At 68.9% G+C, this 17,871-nt stretch carries 16 protein-coding genes and 1 pseudogene; 6 read left to right on the forward strand and 11 right to left on the reverse strand.

The features are described from left to right. Positions 1-180: 180 nt before the first annotated feature. Positions 181-744, reverse strand: coding sequence for an alkyl hydroperoxide reductase subunit C (gene ahpC, locus AC3ANK_RS03890; protein ID WP_206859882.1), 564 nt, complete (start codon positions 742-744; stop codon positions 181-183). 218 nt (positions 745-962) lie between these two features. On the opposite strand from ahpC, the gene prmC reads away from it, so the two are divergent. Beyond that, positions 963-1,844, forward strand: coding sequence for a peptide chain release factor N(5)-glutamine methyltransferase (prmC, locus tag AC3ANK_RS03895; protein ID WP_484172174.1), 882 nt, complete (start codon positions 963-965; stop codon positions 1,842-1,844). Positions 1,845-2,186: 342 nt separating this feature from the next. Here the strand turns inward: prmC and AC3ANK_RS03900 are convergent, their stop codons facing one another. Further along, a complete protein-coding gene (locus AC3ANK_RS03900; protein WP_206859880.1) occupies positions 2,187-2,810 on the reverse strand; it encodes a hypothetical protein in 624 nt (207 codons plus the stop codon). 166 nt (positions 2,811-2,976) lie between these two features. Between AC3ANK_RS03900 and pip the strand changes: the two genes are divergently transcribed. Further along, positions 2,977-3,921, forward strand: coding sequence for a prolyl aminopeptidase (pip, locus tag AC3ANK_RS03905; protein WP_484172175.1), 945 nt, complete (start codon positions 2,977-2,979; stop codon positions 3,919-3,921). Between the two features lie 130 nt (positions 3,922-4,051). Further along, a complete protein-coding gene (locus AC3ANK_RS03910) occupies positions 4,052-5,464 on the forward strand; it encodes a sugar porter family MFS transporter (RefSeq protein ID WP_484172176.1) in 1,413 nt (470 codons plus the stop codon). A 123-nt stretch (positions 5,465-5,587) separates the two neighbouring features. On the opposite strand, the gene AC3ANK_RS03915 is transcribed toward AC3ANK_RS03910, so the two are convergent. The 3 genes from AC3ANK_RS03915 to AC3ANK_RS03925 are packed head-to-tail and all read right to left on the reverse strand — an operon-like array spanning position 5,588 to position 7,734. Continuing rightward, on the reverse strand, positions 5,588-6,157 hold the full coding sequence (locus AC3ANK_RS03915; RefSeq protein ID WP_206859877.1) for an NUDIX hydrolase: 570 nt from the start codon (positions 6,155-6,157) through the stop codon (positions 5,588-5,590). Between the two features lie 33 nt (positions 6,158-6,190). Next, positions 6,191-7,135 carry a 5'-3' exonuclease gene (locus AC3ANK_RS03920; protein ID WP_484172177.1) on the reverse strand — a complete coding sequence of 315 codons (945 nt, stop codon included), beginning with the start codon at positions 7,133-7,135 and terminating at the stop codon, positions 6,191-6,193. Next, positions 7,132-7,734: a nitroreductase family protein gene (locus AC3ANK_RS03925; RefSeq protein ID WP_484172178.1), complete on the reverse strand. Its 603-nt coding sequence runs from the start codon at positions 7,732-7,734 to the stop codon at positions 7,132-7,134. Before AC3ANK_RS03925 ends, AC3ANK_RS03920 begins: the two co-directional genes overlap by 4 nt. 144 nt (positions 7,735-7,878) lie before the next feature. On the opposite strand from AC3ANK_RS03925, the gene AC3ANK_RS03930 reads away from it, so the two are divergent. Then, positions 7,879-10,119 (forward strand): DUF1631 family protein, encoded by a 2,241-nt coding sequence (locus tag AC3ANK_RS03930; protein ID WP_484172179.1) that lies wholly within the window; start codon positions 7,879-7,881, stop codon positions 10,117-10,119. 877 nt (positions 10,120-10,996) lie between these two features. Here the strand turns inward: AC3ANK_RS03930 and AC3ANK_RS03935 are convergent. The 4 genes from AC3ANK_RS03935 to AC3ANK_RS03950 form a co-directional block, all read right to left on the reverse strand. Beyond that, complete coding sequence (locus tag AC3ANK_RS03935; RefSeq protein WP_484172180.1) at positions 10,997-12,136, reverse strand: NAD(P) transhydrogenase subunit alpha; 1,140 nt, start codon at positions 12,134-12,136, stop codon at positions 10,997-10,999. Between the two features lie 131 nt (positions 12,137-12,267). Further along, positions 12,268-12,723, reverse strand: coding sequence for a DUF3106 domain-containing protein (locus AC3ANK_RS03940; RefSeq protein ID WP_206859872.1), 456 nt, complete (start codon positions 12,721-12,723; stop codon positions 12,268-12,270). A 1-nt stretch (position 12,724) separates the two neighbouring features. Next, on the reverse strand, positions 12,725-13,147 hold the full coding sequence (locus AC3ANK_RS03945; RefSeq protein ID WP_484172181.1) for a hypothetical protein: 423 nt from the start codon (positions 13,145-13,147) through the stop codon (positions 12,725-12,727). A gap of 17 nt (positions 13,148-13,164) precedes the next feature. Further along, a complete protein-coding gene (locus AC3ANK_RS03950; protein ID WP_484172182.1) occupies positions 13,165-13,791 on the reverse strand; it encodes an RNA polymerase sigma factor in 627 nt (208 codons plus the stop codon). 201 nt (positions 13,792-13,992) lie between these two features. Here AC3ANK_RS03950 and AC3ANK_RS03955 point away from each other — a divergent pair, with 201 nt between their 5' ends. Both AC3ANK_RS03955 and AC3ANK_RS03960 read left to right on the forward strand, forming a co-directional pair. Further along, positions 13,993-14,292 carry an NAD(P) transhydrogenase subunit alpha part 2 gene (locus AC3ANK_RS03955; RefSeq protein ID WP_206859869.1) on the forward strand — a complete coding sequence of 100 codons (300 nt, stop codon included), beginning with the start codon at positions 13,993-13,995 and terminating at the stop codon, positions 14,290-14,292. A gap of 38 nt (positions 14,293-14,330) precedes the next feature. Then, a pseudogene (locus AC3ANK_RS03960) lies at positions 14,331-15,695 on the forward strand (NAD(P)(+) transhydrogenase (Re/Si-specific) subunit beta); the annotation flags it as partial. Between the two features lie 51 nt (positions 15,696-15,746). On the opposite strand, the gene AC3ANK_RS03965 reads toward AC3ANK_RS03960, so the two are convergent. Continuing rightward, positions 15,747-17,192 carry an Hsp70 family protein gene (locus AC3ANK_RS03965; protein ID WP_206859867.1) on the reverse strand — a complete coding sequence of 482 codons (1,446 nt, stop codon included), beginning with the start codon at positions 17,190-17,192 and terminating at the stop codon, positions 15,747-15,749. Between the two features lie 151 nt (positions 17,193-17,343). Further along, positions 17,344-17,817 (reverse strand): hypothetical protein, encoded by a 474-nt coding sequence (locus AC3ANK_RS03970; RefSeq protein WP_206859866.1) that lies wholly within the window; start codon positions 17,815-17,817, stop codon positions 17,344-17,346. Positions 17,818-17,871: the final 54 nt, after the last annotated feature.

Genomic DNA, 17,871 nt, shown 5'->3' on the forward strand with positions numbered 1-17,871 from the left:
GGGTGAACGCCGCGAGCGCCCGGGCGGAGGGAGGGAGAGAGACCCGGGCGTCGCGACATTCGAAAAGGGTGGTCAGCCACTGACCGGAACGGCCTCCGTGCGGGAGGCGGTGGAGCGGGGCGGGCCGGAATGGCCGCCCCGTCCAGGCCACGCCCCGTGGAACAGGGCGCGGCGCGTGGGTCAGATCTTGCCGACCAGGTCCAGCGACGGCTTCAGGGTCTGCTCGCCTTCCTTCCACTTGGCCGGGCAGACTTCGCCCGGATGCGCGGCGACGTACTGGGCGGCCTTGACCTTGCGCAGCAGCTCGCCCGCATCGCGGCCGATACCGCCGGCGTTGATCTCGACGATCTGGATCTTGCCTTCCGGATCGATCACGAACGTGCCGCGATCGGCCAGGCCGGCTTCCTCGATCATCACGCCGAAGTTGCGGGTGATCACGCCGGTCGGGTCGCCGATCAGCGGGTACTGGATCTTCTTGATCGTGTCGGAGGTGTCGTGCCACGCCTTGTGCGTGAAGTGGGTGTCGGTCGACACGCCGTAGATCTCGACGCCGAGCTTCTGGAATTCGGCGTAGTTGTCGGCGAGGTCGCCCAGCTCGGTCGGGCAGACGAAGGTGAAGTCGGCCGGGTAGAAGAACACGACGGACCACTTGCCCTTCAGGTCGGCATTGGTGACTTCGATGAACTCGCCGTTCTTGTAGGCGGTGGCCTTGAACGGCAGGACTTCGGTGTTGATCAGCGACATCAGGATGGTTCCTTTGGCTGGGTGGGTGAGGGTTGAAACCAGTGCGAGTAGGGTAAGGAGGCCAATCCAATCCATCAAGTTGATTGATGAGATTGATTCAATAGGCGATGTCTATGGACATGTCGGGCCGATAGGAAGCCCGGCACCCATTCGACATGCGGGTGGTGGAGCGCCGCGCAAGGCCTCCCTGCGCGGGCCGCGGCAGGCGAAAATGCGGGATGCATGACGACCTTCGCTCCCTCGACGCCGGCGACGGCCCGACGCCGGCCACGGTCGGCGAACTCCTCGCCGCTGCCACGCGCCGTTTGCCCGGCGACGAGGCGCGCGCCGAGGCGGAGCGCCTGCTCACCCACGCGCTGGGCGTGGGCCCGACCTGGCTGTACACGCATCGGGACGACGTTCCGCCGATCGCGCGCCAGGCCGAATTCGAGCGCCTGCTGGAGCGCCGCCTCGCCGGTGAGCCGGTCGCGTACCTGCTCGGCCATCGGGGGTTCTGGCGGTTCGACCTGGCGGTGACTCCCGCGACGCTGATTCCGCGTCCGGAAACCGAGCGGCTGGTCGAACTCGCCCTGGAACGCCTGCTGGAAGGCGTGTCGCTGCGCGTGGCGGACCTGGGCACCGGAACGGGCGCGATCGCGCTGGCGATCGCCTTCGAACGCCCGCTCGCGCAGGTAGTGGCGACGGATGCGAGCGCGGCGGCGCTGGCGGTGGCGCAGGCGAATGCGAACGCGCTGGGCCTGTCGCGCGTGCAGTTCCGCGAAGGCGACTGGTTCGCGCCGCTCACGGACGACCGCTTCGATCTGATCGCGAGCAATCCGCCCTACATCGCCGATGACGATGCGCATCTGAAGCTGGGGGATCTGCGTTTCGAGCCGGCGAGTGCGCTGGCGTCGGGCGCGGACGGGCTCGACGATATCCGTCGCATTGCGGCTCATGCGCCGATGCATCTGAATCCAGGCGGCTGGTTGCTGGTGGAGCACGGCTGGGATCAGGGTGCCGCGGTACGGTCGATCTTCGAACACGCGGGCTTCGATGCGGTCGAGACGGTGCAGGATTGGGAGCGGCGCGATCGGGTGACGTTGGGGCGGGTGGGCGCGTAATCGATTCCCCACCTCACCGTCGTTCCAGCGAAAGCTGGCCATTGCTAGTCGTCCCGGGTTGCGCCGGAATGACGATCTTCTCGGACGAAGGTTTGCTGTTGTAGCCCGGGTAAGCGAAGCGCACCGGGAAGGAGAGGCGACCGCGCACCCGGGTGCGCTTCGCTTACCCGGGCTACAACATCCAGAGCGACAGAAACGTCCACAGCGACAGACGCGACGTCCACACCACCAGCGTTCGCGACGCAAAAGGCTTGCGACCAGGAACTCGCGACCAGGAAGTTCACGCGCAAAAAGGGCCCGCAAAGCGGGCCCTTTCGTACAACGCCGGGAAACAACCCCGACTCAGAAGCTCGCGCGAACGCCCAGCGAGTAGGTGTCGACGCCTTCGGCCAGGCGCAGGCCGCCGTGCAGGCCCCAGGTCTTGTTGAAGGCGTAGACCATGCCGAACTCGGCGAAGAAGTTGCCGTCGTAGTTGTGGTTGTAGTCCTCGTAGCCGAGGTAGGCGTTGGCGGTCAGGCCGTCGAAGACGCGGCCCAGCACGCCGGTGCTGATCTGGCCGCCCTGGTAGTCCAGGTCGAAGCGGCAGTCGTCGCACACCCAGAAATCACGGTCCAGACGGACGCGCGCGTCGCTGTCGATGTACTTGATCTGCGAGACCCAGTCGGCGTTCGCGCCGATGGCGGTGTTGAAGCCCAGGCCCAGCGACCAGTTCGGGTCCTTGTACTTGGCGTGGTAGCCCGAGTCCTCGGTCCAGCCCCAGCTGGCCGTGCCGAACACGTTGTCGGTGAACGCGTACGAGCCGCTCAGGTTGCCGCCATTCGGGTAGGCGTTGACGCCGTCGATCTGCGCGCCGTCCTGGTAGACGTAGTCGAGCTGCACGTAGTTGTAGCCGATGTCGTTGGCCTCGCTGGCCGCGGCGAAGAACGGAACGGCGGCGAGCGCCAGGGCAAGGAAAGACTTCTTCACGGGTGTTCCTCATCAGGGGGATCCCCGGCGGACGCCGGGCGGTGCGCAGTAAAGCCGCGCGGCACCGGACCCCACATCGGACGGTTCTTAAAAATTCGTTTCCCGAGAAAAGGTTGTCATCGGCCCGCGCGCTAGAATTTCCGTACTCCTCCCACGAGAGCACGCGATGCGCACGCTTTATCCCGAGATCGAACCCTTCGACAGCGGCACGCTCCAGGTCGACGGGCGCCACACGCTGTACTTCGAGCAGTGCGGCAATCCCGACGGCAAGCCGGTCGTGCTGCTGCACGGCGGTCCGGGCGCGGGGTGCAGCGCGAAGATGCGGCGTTTCCACGATCCATCGCGCTACCGCATCGTGCTGTTCGACCAGCGCGGCAGCGGGCGTTCGACGCCGCACGCGGACCTGGTCGACAACACCACCTGGGACCTCGTCGCCGACATCGAACGGCTGCGCGGGAAGCTGGGCATCGACCGCTGGCAGGTGTTCGGCGGCTCATGGGGTTCCACGCTCGCGCTCGCCTACGCGCAGACGCATCCGCAGCGCGTCACCGAACTGGTGCTGCGCGGCATCTTCATGCTGCGTCGCTGGGAGCTGGAATGGTTCTACCAGGAAGGCGCCTCGCGCCTGTTCCCGGATGCGTGGGAGCACTACCTCTCGGCCATCCCGGCGGACGAACGGCACGACCTGATCAGCGCCTTCCATCGCCGCCTGACCTCGCCCGACGAAGCCACTCGCCTGGCGGCGGCGAAGGCATGGAGCGTGTGGGAAGGCGCGACGAGTTTCCTGCACATCGATCCGGACTTCGCGGCGAGCCACGAAGACCCGCAGTTCGCGCTCGCGTTCGCGCGGATCGAAAACCACTACTTCGTCAACGGCGGATTTTTCGAGGTCGACGACCAGCTGCTGCGCGACACGCATCGCATCGCCGACATCCCGGGCGTGATCGTGCACGGCCGCTACGACGTGGTGTGCCCGGTCGCCAACGCGTGGGATCTGAAAAAGGCGTGGCCGAAGGCTGACCTGGAGATCACGCCGGCCTCCGGCCACTCCGCGTTCGAAGCGGAGAACGTCGACGCGCTGGTACGCGCCACGGACCGTTTCGCGGGCTGACTTTTTCCCAATCGCCGGAGCCGGATCGACCGGCTCCGGCGCATGCATACGTATTCAGCCCTTCCGCCGTCCGCCCGGCCGCGCACAATCGGCCGCGCATGGTGCCCACCGTGGGTGCCCGGGAGAGACGATGGATACCTTGGTGCATGCGCAGCAGCACGCCACTTCGCGCGTGGTGCTGATTTCCCTGGCCGCCGCGATGGGCGGCTTTTTGTTCGGCTTCGATTCGGCGGTGATCAACGGCGCGGTCGATGCGATCCGCGGCGGCTTCGCGCTGGACGCGGCGCGCATCGGCTTCGCGGTGTCGTGCGCGCTGCTCGGCGCGGCGCTGGGCGCGTGGTACGCAGGTCCCGTCGCCGACCGCTGGGGACGCGTGCGCACGATGCAGGTCGCCGCGGTGCTGCTGGCCGCCAGCGCGATCGGCTCGGGGCTGGTGATCGGGCTGTGGGATCTGATCGCCTGGCGCTTCGTCGGCGGCGTCGGCATCGGCGTGGCGTCGGTGATCGCGCCGGCCTACATCGCCGAAGTCTCGCCCGCGCACGTGCGTGGACGTTTGGGTTCGCTGCAGCAGCTGGCGATCGTGCTCGGCATCTTCGCGGCGCTGCTCAGCGATGCGTGGGTCGCCGGTGTCGCCGGCGGTGCCGCGAAGCCGGCATGGCTGGGGCTGGAGGCGTGGCGCTGGATGTTCCTCGTCGCGACGGTGCCGGCGCTGGTCTACGGCACGCTGGTGCTGGGCGTTCCCGAGTCGCCGCGCCATCTGGTCGCCAAGGGGCGCATCGACGAAGCGCGTGGCGTGCTGCGGCAGGTGCTCGCGCTGGAGGACGGCCCGGCGCTGGAGCAGAAACTGCAGGACATCCGCCGAAGCCTCGCCAGCGAAGTGCGCCCGCGCCTGCGCGACCTGCGCGGTCCGCGCTTCGGCCTGCTGCCGGTGGTGTGGGTGGGCATCGCACTGTCGGTGTTCCAGCAGGCGGTCGGCATCAACGTGATCTTCTACTACAGCGCCACGCTGTGGCATTCGGTCGGTTTCAGCGAGTCGGACGCCTTCACCATCACCGTGGTCACCTCGATCGTGAACGTGCTGGTGACGCTGCTGGCGATCGCGCTGGTGGACCGCATCGGGCGCAAGCCGCTGCTGATCATCGGTTCAATCGGCATGACGGTGACGCTCGGGCTGATGGCGCTGTGCTTCGCGCAGGCGGTCGGCAATGGGATGGCGCTGTCGCTGCCGGCGCCCTGGAACATCGTGGCGCTGGTGTCGGCGAACGCCTACGTCGTGTTCTTCGGCCTGAGCTGGGGGCCGATGGTGTGGGTGCTGCTCGGCGAGATGTTCCCCAACCGCATCCGCGCGATCGCGCTCGCCGTCGCGGCGTCCGCGCAATGGCTGGCGAACTTCGCCATCACGGTGAGTTTCCCGTCGCTGGCGGAGATCGGACTGAGCTTCGCCTATGGCCTGTACGCGACGTTCGCGCTGGTGTCGCTGGTGTTCGTGCTGCGTGCCGTGCGTGAGACGCGAGGCGTGGAACTGGAGGACATGCAGGGCTGAGCTGCGGTTTCGCTTGTGTAGCCCGGGTACGCGAAGCGCACCCGGGGTCAGGCGTGACAGGTCCCGGGTGCGCTTCGCTTACCCGTGCTACAAAGGCAAAAGCTCGCGCAGTGGGGCGGCGGATCAATCCGCCGGCGAGCCGTCCGGGTTGTGCTCGAGCATCCACAGGCCCGCCCAGAGCTTGAGATCGAGCTCATAGCCCTCGCGCTGCTTCTGCATCAGCCACGCCGGCGCCTGCGCGCGCGGGACTTCGTGCACGGTGATCTGCTCGTTGTCGACACCGCCGCCGCTGCCGACCCTGGAAAGCCCGCGCGCGCGCACGAAGGCGATGCGTTCGCTGCTCATGCCGGCCGAAGTGGGACCGACCAGCAGCACTTCCAGGCGCTGCGCGGCCCAGCCGGTTTCCTCGATCAGCTCGCGCCCCGCGGCGGCTTCCAGCGTGTCGGTGTCGTGGTTGTCGCCGACCAGGCCGGCCGGCATTTCGATCGTCGGCGCGCCCAGCGGCACGCGGAACTGCTCGACGAACAGCAGCTTGTCCTGCGGCGTCACGGCGATGACGATCACCGCCATGCCTTCGCCGGTCGTGCGTTCCACGTATTCCCAACGGCCGCGCCGCAGCATGCGCAGCCACGGGCCTTCGTACAGGGTTTCGATGGGTTCGTTTTCGTCGTGTCCGGCGGGGTTCGCGTTCATGCGGTTCGCGTCGAGGGTGATCGCCCGATGCTATTACGGAGCCTGTGACGGAGCGAAGTCGAGCCCGGCCGACTGGTACAGCCGCCGGCGCGTCATCGGGCCGAAGCGCAGGCCATCGCACAGCGCCCCGAGGATCGCCGCGTCCGCCGCGCCGCGTGCGAAATGCAGCGAGGTCTCGCCCAGCGGCGCATCCAGCGCGATCGTCGTCAGCCGACGGCACAGCAACGCCTGGTCGCGGTGCTGTCGCAGCTTCGCGGCGGTGGACGCGGCACCGCGAAGACGCAGGAACGGCACTTCCTCCACCCGATCGAGCAGCGCGTCGAGCGTGCCGAAGTGCGCCAGCAGCGCGGCGGCGGTCTTGGCGCCGATGCCCGGCACGCCCGGGATGTTGTCCACCGCGTCGCCGGTCAGCGCGAGGTAGTCGGCGATCTGGTGCGCGCCCACGCCGTGGCGCTCCGGCACGCCGGCCGCGCCCCAGCGCTGGCCCTTGGCGAAGTCCCACTGCTCGTCGTGGTCGCCCAGCAGCTGCGAGAGATCCTTGTCGGCCGAGACGATCACCGAGCGGAACCCATGCGCGCGCGAGGCCGCCACGGCGCTGCCGATCAGGTCGTCGGCCTCGTACTCGCCGTGCGAGAGCACCGCCAGCCCGAGCGCCGCGCACAGCGTGCGGCAGTGGACGAACTGGCGGCGCAGCTCTTCCGGCGCCGATTCGCGATTGGCCTTGTAGGCCGGGTAGATCGCGTTGCGGAAGCACGAGTCCAGCGCTTCATCGAAGGCGATGGCGATGTGCTGCGGGCGCGCGCGGTCGAGCAGCTCCAGCAGGAACCGCGCGAAGCCGTGCACGGCGTTGGTCGGCCAGCCCTCGGTGTCGTGGAACTCGTTGGGCATCGAATGCCACGCGCGGAACACGTACATGCTCGCGTCGACGAGATAGAGCGTGCCCGACGATGCGGACGCCGTGGCGACGGGCGTGCTCATGCCGGCGTCCATTCGGACAGCAGCTCGTGCGGGTCGGGGCGTTCGCGTTCGGGGGCGTCCAGCTTCGGCGTGCCGATGTGGATGTAGCCGACCACGCGCTCGTGTTCGGCCAGGCCCAGCCAGCCGGCGACTTCGGCGTCGTAGGCCAGCCAGCCGGTCAGCCAGATCGCGCCGAACCCAAGCGCCTGGGCGGCCTGGAGCAGGGCGAAGCAGACGCAGGAGGCCGTGGAGAACCGCTCGGATTCAGGAATCTTTTCGTCCGGCCCAAGCCGGGCGATGACCGCCAGCACCAGTGGGGCGTGCGAGAATCGCGTACGGTCCTTCTCGAACACCGCCTCGCTGGCCTCCGGGTCGCGCTCGCGGCTGCGGGCGGCCAGGCGCTCGCCGAAGGCGTGCCGGGCCTCGCCCCGGAAGCTCAGGAAACGGAAGGGCACGCGCTTGCCGTGGTCGGGCACGCGGACGGCCGACTGGAGCATGCGCAGGAGGGTGTCCGGGTCGGGAGCGGGCTCGCCGAGCTGCTTCGGCGGCACCGACCGGCGGGCGTCCAGACCCGCCAGGGCCTGATCGATTTGCCGGGTATCAGAAGTGTTTAGCGACATCAGTCACAATTGTCTAATGTGGGCCTGCAAGAGGTGTCGTATCTTGCCACTATGTGCCGGGGAACTGCCGGCAAGCGGCAGGTTCGGTCCTAACTTCAGCTTCAAATCTTCGCTCCGCTTCAGGATGTAACAGGGGACATCGAAGTGTCCGGCTACCCGCACGGCGTCGCTCAAGCCACGCGTACCGATCCCTTGCGCGTGCTCGAGGAAATCAAGCGTCTGTCCCTGGAGGTCCTCGGCGGCCTGCCGGGCACGCTCTATGGCCCGGTCGAGGATGCCCTGAAGGTCGCCATGCTCAAGGGCGACGGCAAGACCAACCATTATGAGGAACAGGCGGCGTTGTGGATGCTGCGCCAGCATCAGGCCACGCACGTCATGAAGTTCCGCCAGCAGATCGCGCAGGCCTTCGACGACTTCCGCGCGCTGCGCATCCGCAGCGGCGGTGACGTCCCGCTGCGCCTGCTCGACGAACAGCAGCTGGAATACGAACTGGCCAGCGGTCGCCTCAACGAATCGCTGGTGGCGCGCTTCGCGCGCCCGCTGGACACGCTGCAGGGGCGCCTGCAGACGCTCTCCGACACGATGCGCGTGCCGTCGGGGACGAACCCGATCGGCCCGGAGCGCCTGGTCACCGCGTTCTCGCAGACCCTTCAGGATGCGCAGGTACCCGACACGCTGCGCGGACGGCTGTTCCGTCATTACGAAAACGAACTGATCCGCCTGCTCGGCGATCTCTACGCGCGCGTGAACGCGCTGCTAGGCAGTTCGGGCTATGGCGCGCCGATCGCGCGTTCGCAGGAGAATTTCCGGCGGAACGAGCCCGCCCCGCCCGCACCTGGTTACGGCGCCTATCCACCCCAGGACGGGTTCGGGGCACCGGAGTACGGCCCGCCGCCGGCACGTCCGTCCAGTCCGCCGATGTCGCAACAGGACATCGCGTCGATGGCGCAGGAACTGGCGCAGCTGCGCAGCCAGTTGCATGCGTGGCGCGATTCGATCTCCCGCGGCGACGTGGCCGCAGGTCCCGCCGGCATGTCCGATCGCCCGGTCATGCAGCGCCGCGAAATGCGCGTGGACGAGATCCTCAGCGTCGCCTCGCTGCTGCAGGCCGAGCCGCCGGATGCGTTCGCCCGTGCGCTGGCCGTGTCGGGCCGGCTGGGCGAGACCATTCGCGACCACCTCCAGGACGGCGCGCGCCGGTTGGGCCTCAACCCGGACCAGGCCTGCTTCAGTCCGGAAGAAGAGGATGCGATCGACCTGGTCGCGATGCTGTTCGATTCTCTGTTCCACCACAACGCGCTGCAGGATCGTGCGCGTCGCCTGTACGCGCGCCTCGTGCTGCCATACGTCAAGGTCGCGCTCACCGACAACGCCGTGTTCGTCAAGCGTGAACACCCGGCGCGCCGGCTGCTCGACGCGATCACCGAAGCCTGCGAAGGCAACGACGGCGAAACCCCGCAGGATCGCGAGCTGCTCGATCGCGCCACCGAGATCTCGCAACGCATCGTCGCCGATTACAACGAGGACCTGGCGGTGTTCGAGATGGCGCACGCCGAGCTCGACGCCCTCCTCGCGCAGCAGCGCCGTCGTTTCGAACTGCAGGAGCAGCGCGCCGCCAAGGCAACCTACGGCCGCGAGCGCCTCGGCGCCGCGCGCGCGCAGGCCGAATCGGCGCTGGAAGAGCGCCTGGCCGACTCGACGCTGACGCAGGCGGTGGCGGATTTCCTCGCCATGCCGTGGCGCCATCATCTGGTGCAGATGCTATTGCGCGAGAACACCGACCAGCGTCGCCACGCCGAAGCCATCGCGCTCGGCGATGCGCTGGTGATGGCCGATCGCCTGGCCGAGGAAGGCCGCGGTCGCGAGCTGGCCGACCAGTTGCTCGCGTTGCAGCCGGCGATCATCGAATGCCTGGCCAGTTCCGGCCTGGACGACAGCGCCGCGCAGCACGGCATGGCCGGCCTGGTGCGTGCGCTGGCGACGCCCGACACGCCGCGCCGCCAGCGCCCGGTGTCGCCGCTGGCGATGCCCGAGGACGATGCGGGCGAGGCCGAGCGCCGCCTGTGGCTGGCCGGCGGCACCGACGAGGTGCGCCACGATCCGCTGCTCGCCGACCGCATGCGCACGCTGGAAGTCGGCGACTGGCTGCGTCTGACCAGTACCGAAGGCGAGAGCACGGCGGTGAAGGTCGCCTGGCTCAGCCCGCTCACCTCGCGCTACCTGCTGGTGAACCGTCGCGGCCTGCGCGTGCTGGTCGCCTCGGCGGAGGAACTCGCTTCGCTCGCCGGCGCCGGTCGACTGACCATCGGCGCGGAGCGCACCGCCTTCGACGAGGCGATGCGTCAGGTGAAGCGGCACCTGGATCGGGCGTCGGCCACGCGCTGAGTGGATTTGTGCTGACGGTGGGGTCTTTCACCGGCGTTGCGATGAAGGGGTAGCTTGCCGGCACTTCGCACGGGCACTCTTTCATCGGTGAACTGCTTGGGATGATGGTGTTCCCGGACGACGATGTTCTTTTGTAGCCCGGGTAAGCGAAGCGCACCCGGGTTGGAGAGGCGGTCGCGTTCCCGGGTGCGCTTCGCTTACCCGGGCTACAACATCAGCAACAACAAAATGGCTCCAGCTTTCGCTGGAATGACGGTGACGTGGTTTGCCGGTGCAGGAGTGCCCGTGCGTTGCGGGCCTGGTCCCGGCCTTCGCCGGGATGACGATGTTCTGGGATGACGGTGTTTCGGGCGGCGATGTTCCGGGACGACGATGTTCTTTTGTAGCCCGGGTAAGCGAAGCGCACCCGGGTTGGAGAGGCGGTCGCGTTCCCGGGTGCGCTTCGCTTACCGGGCTACAACATCAGCAACAACAAAATGGCTCCAGCTTTCGCTGGAATGACGGTGACGTGGTTTGCCGGTGCAGGAGTGCCCGTGCGTTGCGGGTCTGGTCCCGGCCTTCGCCGGGATGACGATGTTCTGGGATGACGGTGTTTCGGGCGGCGATGTTTCGGGACGACGATGTTCTTTTGTAGCCCGGGCAAGCGAAGCGCACCCGGGTTGGAGAGGCGGCCGCGTTCCCGGGTGCGCTTCGCTTACCCGGGCTACAACATCAGCCGCGACGCATGCGCACGCGCACGCGCAACTTCCATCGCAACATCGCGACGCCTCGACCCCCGTTGCTGCGTTGCCACGTCTGATCGTCATTGCCACGCAGGCGGCCCAAGCCGACCGACTTCGCTCGAATGACCGGCAACCCCAACCGAACCAGCCTCGCCCTACGTCGCAGCCGCAGCCACCGCAGCCGCAACCACCCGCTCCGGCCACACCGTCTTCGCCAGCAGTTCGTCGCCCCAGTCCAGGGCCAGCCGCCCTTCGCGCGAGGCGTCGCCGGTCACGAACAGGTTCACGAAATTCAGCACGTTGCGCGCGTACATCTCGCTGGCGTGCACCGCGCCCATGCTCGCCAGGTCGAGCGGTCCGGCGACGGTCACGCCGCCGATGTCGATCGTCTCGCCCGGACGGGTGAGTTCGCAGTTGCCGCCGGTTTCCGCGGCGAGGTCGACGATGACGCTGCCCGGACGCATGCCCGCGACCATCGCGGCGGTGACGATCTTCGGCGCGGGTCGGCCCGGCACCGCGGCGGTGCAGACGACGACGTCCACGTTCTTCAGGTGTTCGGCGAGACGGCGCTGCTGCTCGGCGCGTTCCTCGTCGGTGAGCGCGCGCGCATAGCCGCCTTCGCCCGCGGCGCTGACGCCGAGATCGAGGAAGCGTCCGCCCAGCGATTCGATCTGCTCGCGCGTTTCCGGTCGCACGTCGAAGCCTTCGACCTGCGCGCCCAGGCGCTTGGCGGTGGCGATCGCCTGCAAACCCGCCACACCCGCGCCGACGATCAGCACCTTCGACGGCCGGATCGTGCCGGCGGCGGTGGTCAGCATCGGGAAGAAGCGCGGCGCGAGCTGCGCGGCGATCAGCACCGCCTTGTAGCCGGCCATGCCCGCCTGCGAGCTGAGCACGTCCATCGCCTGCGCACGCGTGGTGCGCGGCAGGCGTTCGAGCGGGAAGGCGATGAGGTTGCGCGCGTTGATTGCCTCGCCGCGCGCGGCATCGACCTGCGGCGCGAGCAGGCCGACGATCGCCGCGCCCTTGCGCAGGCTCATCAGCGTCGGCGAGGAAGGCGGTTGCACGCAGAGCACGACGTCGGCTTCGCGCAGCGCATCGGCGGCGGTGTCGACCAGCTCCGCGCCGGCCTCGGCATAGGCGTCGTCGGTGAAGGCCGAACGCAGGCCAGCGCCGCGCTGCACGCGTACGCGCGCGCCGAGGGCGACGAGTTTCCTGCAGGTTTCGGGCGTCAGTGCAACGCGGCGCTCGCCGCGTGCGGTCTCACCCGCCACGCCAATGGTGATGCCCGCCATCGTTGCTCCCCGTGCCGGTTTTTCCGCATCGTAGCGGAAGGTTCCGGGATGCGGGGGTGCGACCGGCTGCGGATGCGGGTCCCGGCTTTAGCCGGGAGGGGCGGGATGCGGGAAGCCTCGGCGACGCGCGATCAATCCCGCGGCGGCGGCCCCGGCGGCATGTCGGCCGGCGCCGGGTTGGCCTGCACCCACACGCGGCGTTCCTCCGGCGACATCGCGCGCCACTTCACCTTGAGCGCCTTGCGCTGGGGTTCGTCGAGCGTGCGCATCTTCGCGAACAGCGCGCGGGTCTGCTCGCGCTGCTCGGGACTCATGCTTTCCCAGCGCTGCATGCCATGGCGCGCGCGCTTGCGCTGTTCGGGCGTCATCTGCTGCCAGCGCTGGGCGCGTTCGAGCATGCGCGCGCGTTCGTCGGGTTGGGCGTTCCAGCGATCGCGGATCGGCGCGAGCAGGGTGTCGCGCTGCGCCGGCGTCAGCTGCTCCCATGCGGGCAGCGGATTGGCCGGGGCGGCCGGCGGATCGGCGGCCAGCACCGGCGCGCTGGCGATCAGCAGTGCGAAGGCGAGGGACGTCAGGGCGATGCGCATGTCACGGCTCCAGGGCAGGCACGGCGTCGCTGTTGGACGCGAGCCACAGGTACAGGTCGGGGTTTTCGTCGAGCGCCGCGACGGCGGTATCGGCGTCGAAGGCGATCGCGGGTTCGGTCGTCGCGACCGAAACGGCCGGCGGTGCGGCGGTGGGCACGGGCGCCTGCGACGGCCGCAGCTGCAGGCCGATCGCCACCGCGAACACCGCGGCGAGGCCGCTGCCGAGCATCCAGTTGCCCGCGCCCCAACCGGCCTTGCCCCCATGGAGCCGCGCACGCGGCACGGCCGGCCGGGCAGCGGCGTTGCGGGCCACGCGCAGGCGCGCGCGGGTGGCGGAGGACACCTGCGTGACGGCCTGCGCGTGCAGCTCGCGCATGGCCTGGTCGAAGCGGTCGTCGTGGGTGGTCCCGCCGTGTGGGGTCATGGGGTCGTGCTCGCGTGTCATCGCCAATCCTCCAGTTGCCGCTGCAGCGCTTCGCGTGCGCGCGACAGATGGGTCTTCACCGCGCCTTCGCTGCATCCCATCGCCCGCGCGGTCGTGGCGACGTCGAGTTCCTCCAGCACGCGCAGCGTGAACGCCTCGCGTTGCCGGGCCGGCAGCGTGCCCAGCGCATCGGCGAGCTTGCCGTAGGCCTCGCGCCCCTCGTGGGCGCGCGAGGGATCGGGCGCGTCGTCGGCCCAGTCCAGCGCGCTGTCCTCGCGCTCCGGCGTCGGCATCAGCCAGCGCAGGCGGAAGGTGCGGCGCCGCTGCACGTCGACGATGCGGCTGCGCAGGATGCTCCAGAACAGCGGCGTCCATTCCGGCACCGGGCGCTCGCGGTAGACGAGCATCTTCATCATCGCGTCCTGCACCGCGTCTAGCGCGTCGTCGCGATTGCGCAGGCCGAGCTCGGCGAAACGGAACGCGCGCGTGCCGATGCCGGCGAGGAATTCCTCCAGCGACGCCGGCAGCCGTTCCGGCGCGGCGTCGGGCGCCGCGCCCGGCGCGGACACTGCCTGTGCGTGTGCGTCCGCCGCGGAAGCGGACGGCGCGTCGTCTTCGGTTTCGCGGTTCACGCGTCGGAGCATACGGGGTCCGGGGCGATGCCGACGCCAGCGGTCCCGGCGCGCGGGGCGATGGTCGATGCGGTCATGCGTCGCGGTCCTTCCTCGTGTCGGCCCGGGTGGCCTTGCGGGAAGGGGAACGCCCCGGCGCCGGGCCGGTTGACACGACTGGCGCCGCATTCATCCGCGGTTATGATGCCGACGACAACTCGATGGGGATGCATGATGGGCGACGGGTTCGTGGCGCTGTACATCTTCATGCTGGCGGCCATCGCCGGCCACGTGATCATCTCGCGCGTGCCGGTGATCCTGCACACGCCGCTGATGTCGGGTTCCAACTTCATCCACGGCATCGTGCTGATCGGCGCGATGGTGGTGCTCGGCCATGCCGACACCACGCTGGAGAAGGCCATCGGCTTCCTCGCCGTGCTGCTCGGCGCGGGCAACGCGGCGGGCGGTTACGTGGTGACCGAGCGGATGCTGGAGATGTTCAAGTCGAGCCGGAAGCCCGGAGGCAAGGCATGAGCGCCACGGCGAACGTGCTCGTCTGGGTCGCTTCCGCCAGCTACTTCGTCGCCGCCACGCTGTTCCTGCTGGGCCTGCAACGCATGGCCTCGCCGGTGACCGCGCGCAGCGGCATCCGCTGGGCGGGCCTGGGCATGGTGATCGCCACCGCCGCGACGTTCCTGCTCCCCGGACTGCACAACCTGCCGCTGATCGTGACCGCGCTGGTGATCGGTACCGCAGCCGCGTGGATCTCCGGCAGGAAGGTCGCCATCACCGACATGCCGCAGATGGTCGCGCTCTACAACGGCATGGGCGGCGGCTCGGCGGCGGCGATCGGCGCGGTGGAACTGCTGCGTTTCGCGTCCGTCGGACAGGCACCGTCGCCGACGGCGCTGGTGCTGGCGGTGATCGGCGCGGCGATCGGCGCTATCTCGCTGTCGGGTTCGATCGTCGCGTGGGCCAAGCTCGACGGCCGCCTCGACAAGCGCGTCGTTTTCCCGGGACAACAGCTGTTCAACCTCGCGGTATTCGTCGCGATGCTGGTGCTCGGCGGCATCGTCGTGCATTCGCTCAGCGTGCCGGCGATCGTCGGCTTCTTCGTGCTGGCGCTCGCGCTGGGCGTGCTGATGACGCTGCCCATCGGCGGCGCCGACATGCCGGTGGTGATCTCGCTCTATAACGCGCTCACCGGTCTTGCGGTCGCATTCGAGGGCTACGTGCTGGGCAACGAGGCGCTGATCATCGCCGGCACCATGGTCGGTGCGGCGGGCACGCTGCTCACGCAGCTGATGGCCAAGGCGATGAACCGGCCGATCCGCAACGTGCTGTTCTCCAACTTCGGCGGCGGCGGGCAGGCGCAGGACGCGATCACCGGCTCCCAGAAGCCCATCGAAGCCGGCGACGTCGCGGCGATGATGGCCTACGCCGAGCGCGTGGTGATCGTGCCCGGCTACGGCATGGCCGTGGCGCAGGCGCAGCACAAGATCTGGGAACTCACGCAGAAGCTGATGGAGCGCGGGGTGAAGGTGAAGTTCGCCATCCATCCCGTCGCCGGACGCATGCCCGGTCACATGAACGTGCTGCTCGCCGAGGCCGGCGTGCCCTACGACCTCATCGCCGACATGGACGACATCAACCCGGAATTCCCCAACACCGACGTGTCGCTGGTGATCGGCGCGAACGACGTGGTGAATCCGGTGGCGAAGACCGATCCGGCCTCGCCGATCTACGGCATGCCGATCCTCGACGTCGCCAATTCGAAGAACACCATCGTGATCAAGCGCGGCAAGGGCACGGGCTTCGCCGGCATCGAGAATGCGCTGTTCTACCAGGACAACACGCGCATGCTCTACGGCGATGGGGCGGAAATGGCGAGCGCGCTGGTGAGCGAGCTGAAGACGCTCGACGGCGGCGGACACTGACGACGCCAATGTCCGCCGCTCTCCTTGCAGGAGCGGCGGACGTTGCAGGCACTATGCCGCCGCTGCGTGCGCCAGTCCGGTCACCACGCCGAGCGATGCGTCGCCGCGCACGATCCGCGCATCGGGGAATACTTCCGCCGCCAGCGCAGGCACGTACGGCGAACGCGACATGCCGCCGGTGAGATACACCACCTCGGGCGCCTGCGCGGCACCGCCCTTCGCCGCGTGCATCAGCTCGCGCAGCTGGAACAGGAACGGCCGCTGCGCGGCCTCGTGCAGGCGCGCCTGGTCGATCGTGCAACGCAGGTGGTCCTCGATGTAGTCGAGTTCCAGCGTGACGCTGGCCTGCTCGCCGAGCTCGATCTTGGCGCGCTCCACCGCGCGGTTCAGACGCACGGTGTGGCCGGATCGCTTCAGCGCATGAAGGCGCTCGCGATACGGCGATGCGACGTCGTCGAAGTTCGCGGCGCGGAAACTCGCCTGGCGCTGCAGGTCCTGCACGTGCGACGCCTCGGAGTAGCGATGCACCGGCGTCGGCGTGACCCCCTTGCCGAAGACCGGCATCACCCCGCGCAGGCTCAGTTCCAGGTCCACGTCGGTGCCGCCCACCGGCTGGCCCCACGACCCGCGGATCACCGGCACCGGTGCATCGCCGCCGACGTCGGCCAACGCCATGTCGGTCGTGCCGCCGCCGATGTCGAGGATCATCGTGCGGCGCGGACGATCGACGCTGCGGTGATAACCGTAGGCGGCCGCGGACGGTTCCTCGAGGAAGCTCACGTCCTCGAAGCCGGCGGCATTGGCGGCATCGGTCAGGATTTCCAGCGCCTGCACGCCACCGGCTTCCTTCATCGAACTGCGGAACTGCACGGGCCGGCCGAGCACCGCGGCGCGCACGTCGGTCCCGAGCTGCTCCGATGCGGTGATGCGGATGTGACGCAGGATGTGCGTGGCGATGCCGAGCAGCACGTCGCGCGCGTGCGCTTCCAGCTTGTAGCCGAGCATCGACTTGGGCGAAACGACGAGATGGCCTTCCCCGGCCGACAGGAACGCATCGACGGCCTCATCGCCGTACAGCGCGTTGCCGACGTCGGCCTTCGCTTCCATCGCCTCGCGCACCTGAGTGGCGGCCCAGTCGCGACGCACCGCGGCGACGGCCGCGCGCCAGAGCTCGTCGTCGCTGCGCCTGCGCAGGGTCGGGATCTGCGCCAGCGCCTCGGCGCGCCGGTGCGCGGGCTGGTTCATCGCGTCGCGTCGCAGCGCGTCCAGTCGCGCGATCTCGCGCGTCTGTCCGCTCTTCGCGGTGGCCGCCCACTGCCGGGCCTGCTCCTGCAGTGCGTCGGTCAGTTCGAACTGATGCACGTCCGGCAGGCGCTGCGGGAAGAACACGGTCGTGCGGAACTGCCGCGCATCGCCGAAGCGGATCAGCTGCACCTGGCCGTCCACGACCGCGCCGGCCGCCGAATAGCTGGTGCCGAAGTCGATTCCAATGCGCATGCGTCCCCGGCCCTGCTCCACGAAAGGCGCTATTTTGAACGCAATGACGCACTGCGTGCCGCTGTTTTCGCGCGGCGACGTTCAGGTCCTGCCGCAGCGCAGGCCGTGAATCCAGCGCCGTCGCCCGTCGGCAACGGCGCTGGCCGATCGCTCACGGCGCGCAGATTTCACCGTTGACGAAGGTGTCGACGGTGCCCCCGCTCTTGTGCCCGCTGACGAAGAAATAGCCCGTCACGCCCGCGAATTCGCCGGTGCCCGACACGATCTGCTGGTACGCCGTCACCACGCCCTCGCTGCCGCGCGTCGTCGCTCCGGTTTCGCGCGCGACGATGGTGCCGCGGCCGGTGCGGTATTCGAACGGTCCGCTGTAGATGATGAAGTTCGGCGAGGTCGACGGGCTCGTCTGCACCGCGCTGTCGGAATTGAAGTGCGTGGTGCCGCGCAGGCCGTGGTTGCCGTCGACTTCGCCGAGGAAGCAGCCGCTCAGGCCGGGATTGCAGCCCTGGGTGGACTGGACCTCGTCGAGGTCCGCGTGGATCTTCCTGCATTCGCCGGCGCTCGCCGGCAGGACCATCATCGCGCTCGCGGCCAGCACGGCGAGCAGGGCGGGTTTCACTACGTTCATGGCATGACTCCATGCATGTGCGGGCCGCATGCGCGCGGTGCGGCGCCGCGTGCT

The sequence above is a fragment of the Lysobacter sp. SCRH-1R genome (assembly GCF_057747855.1).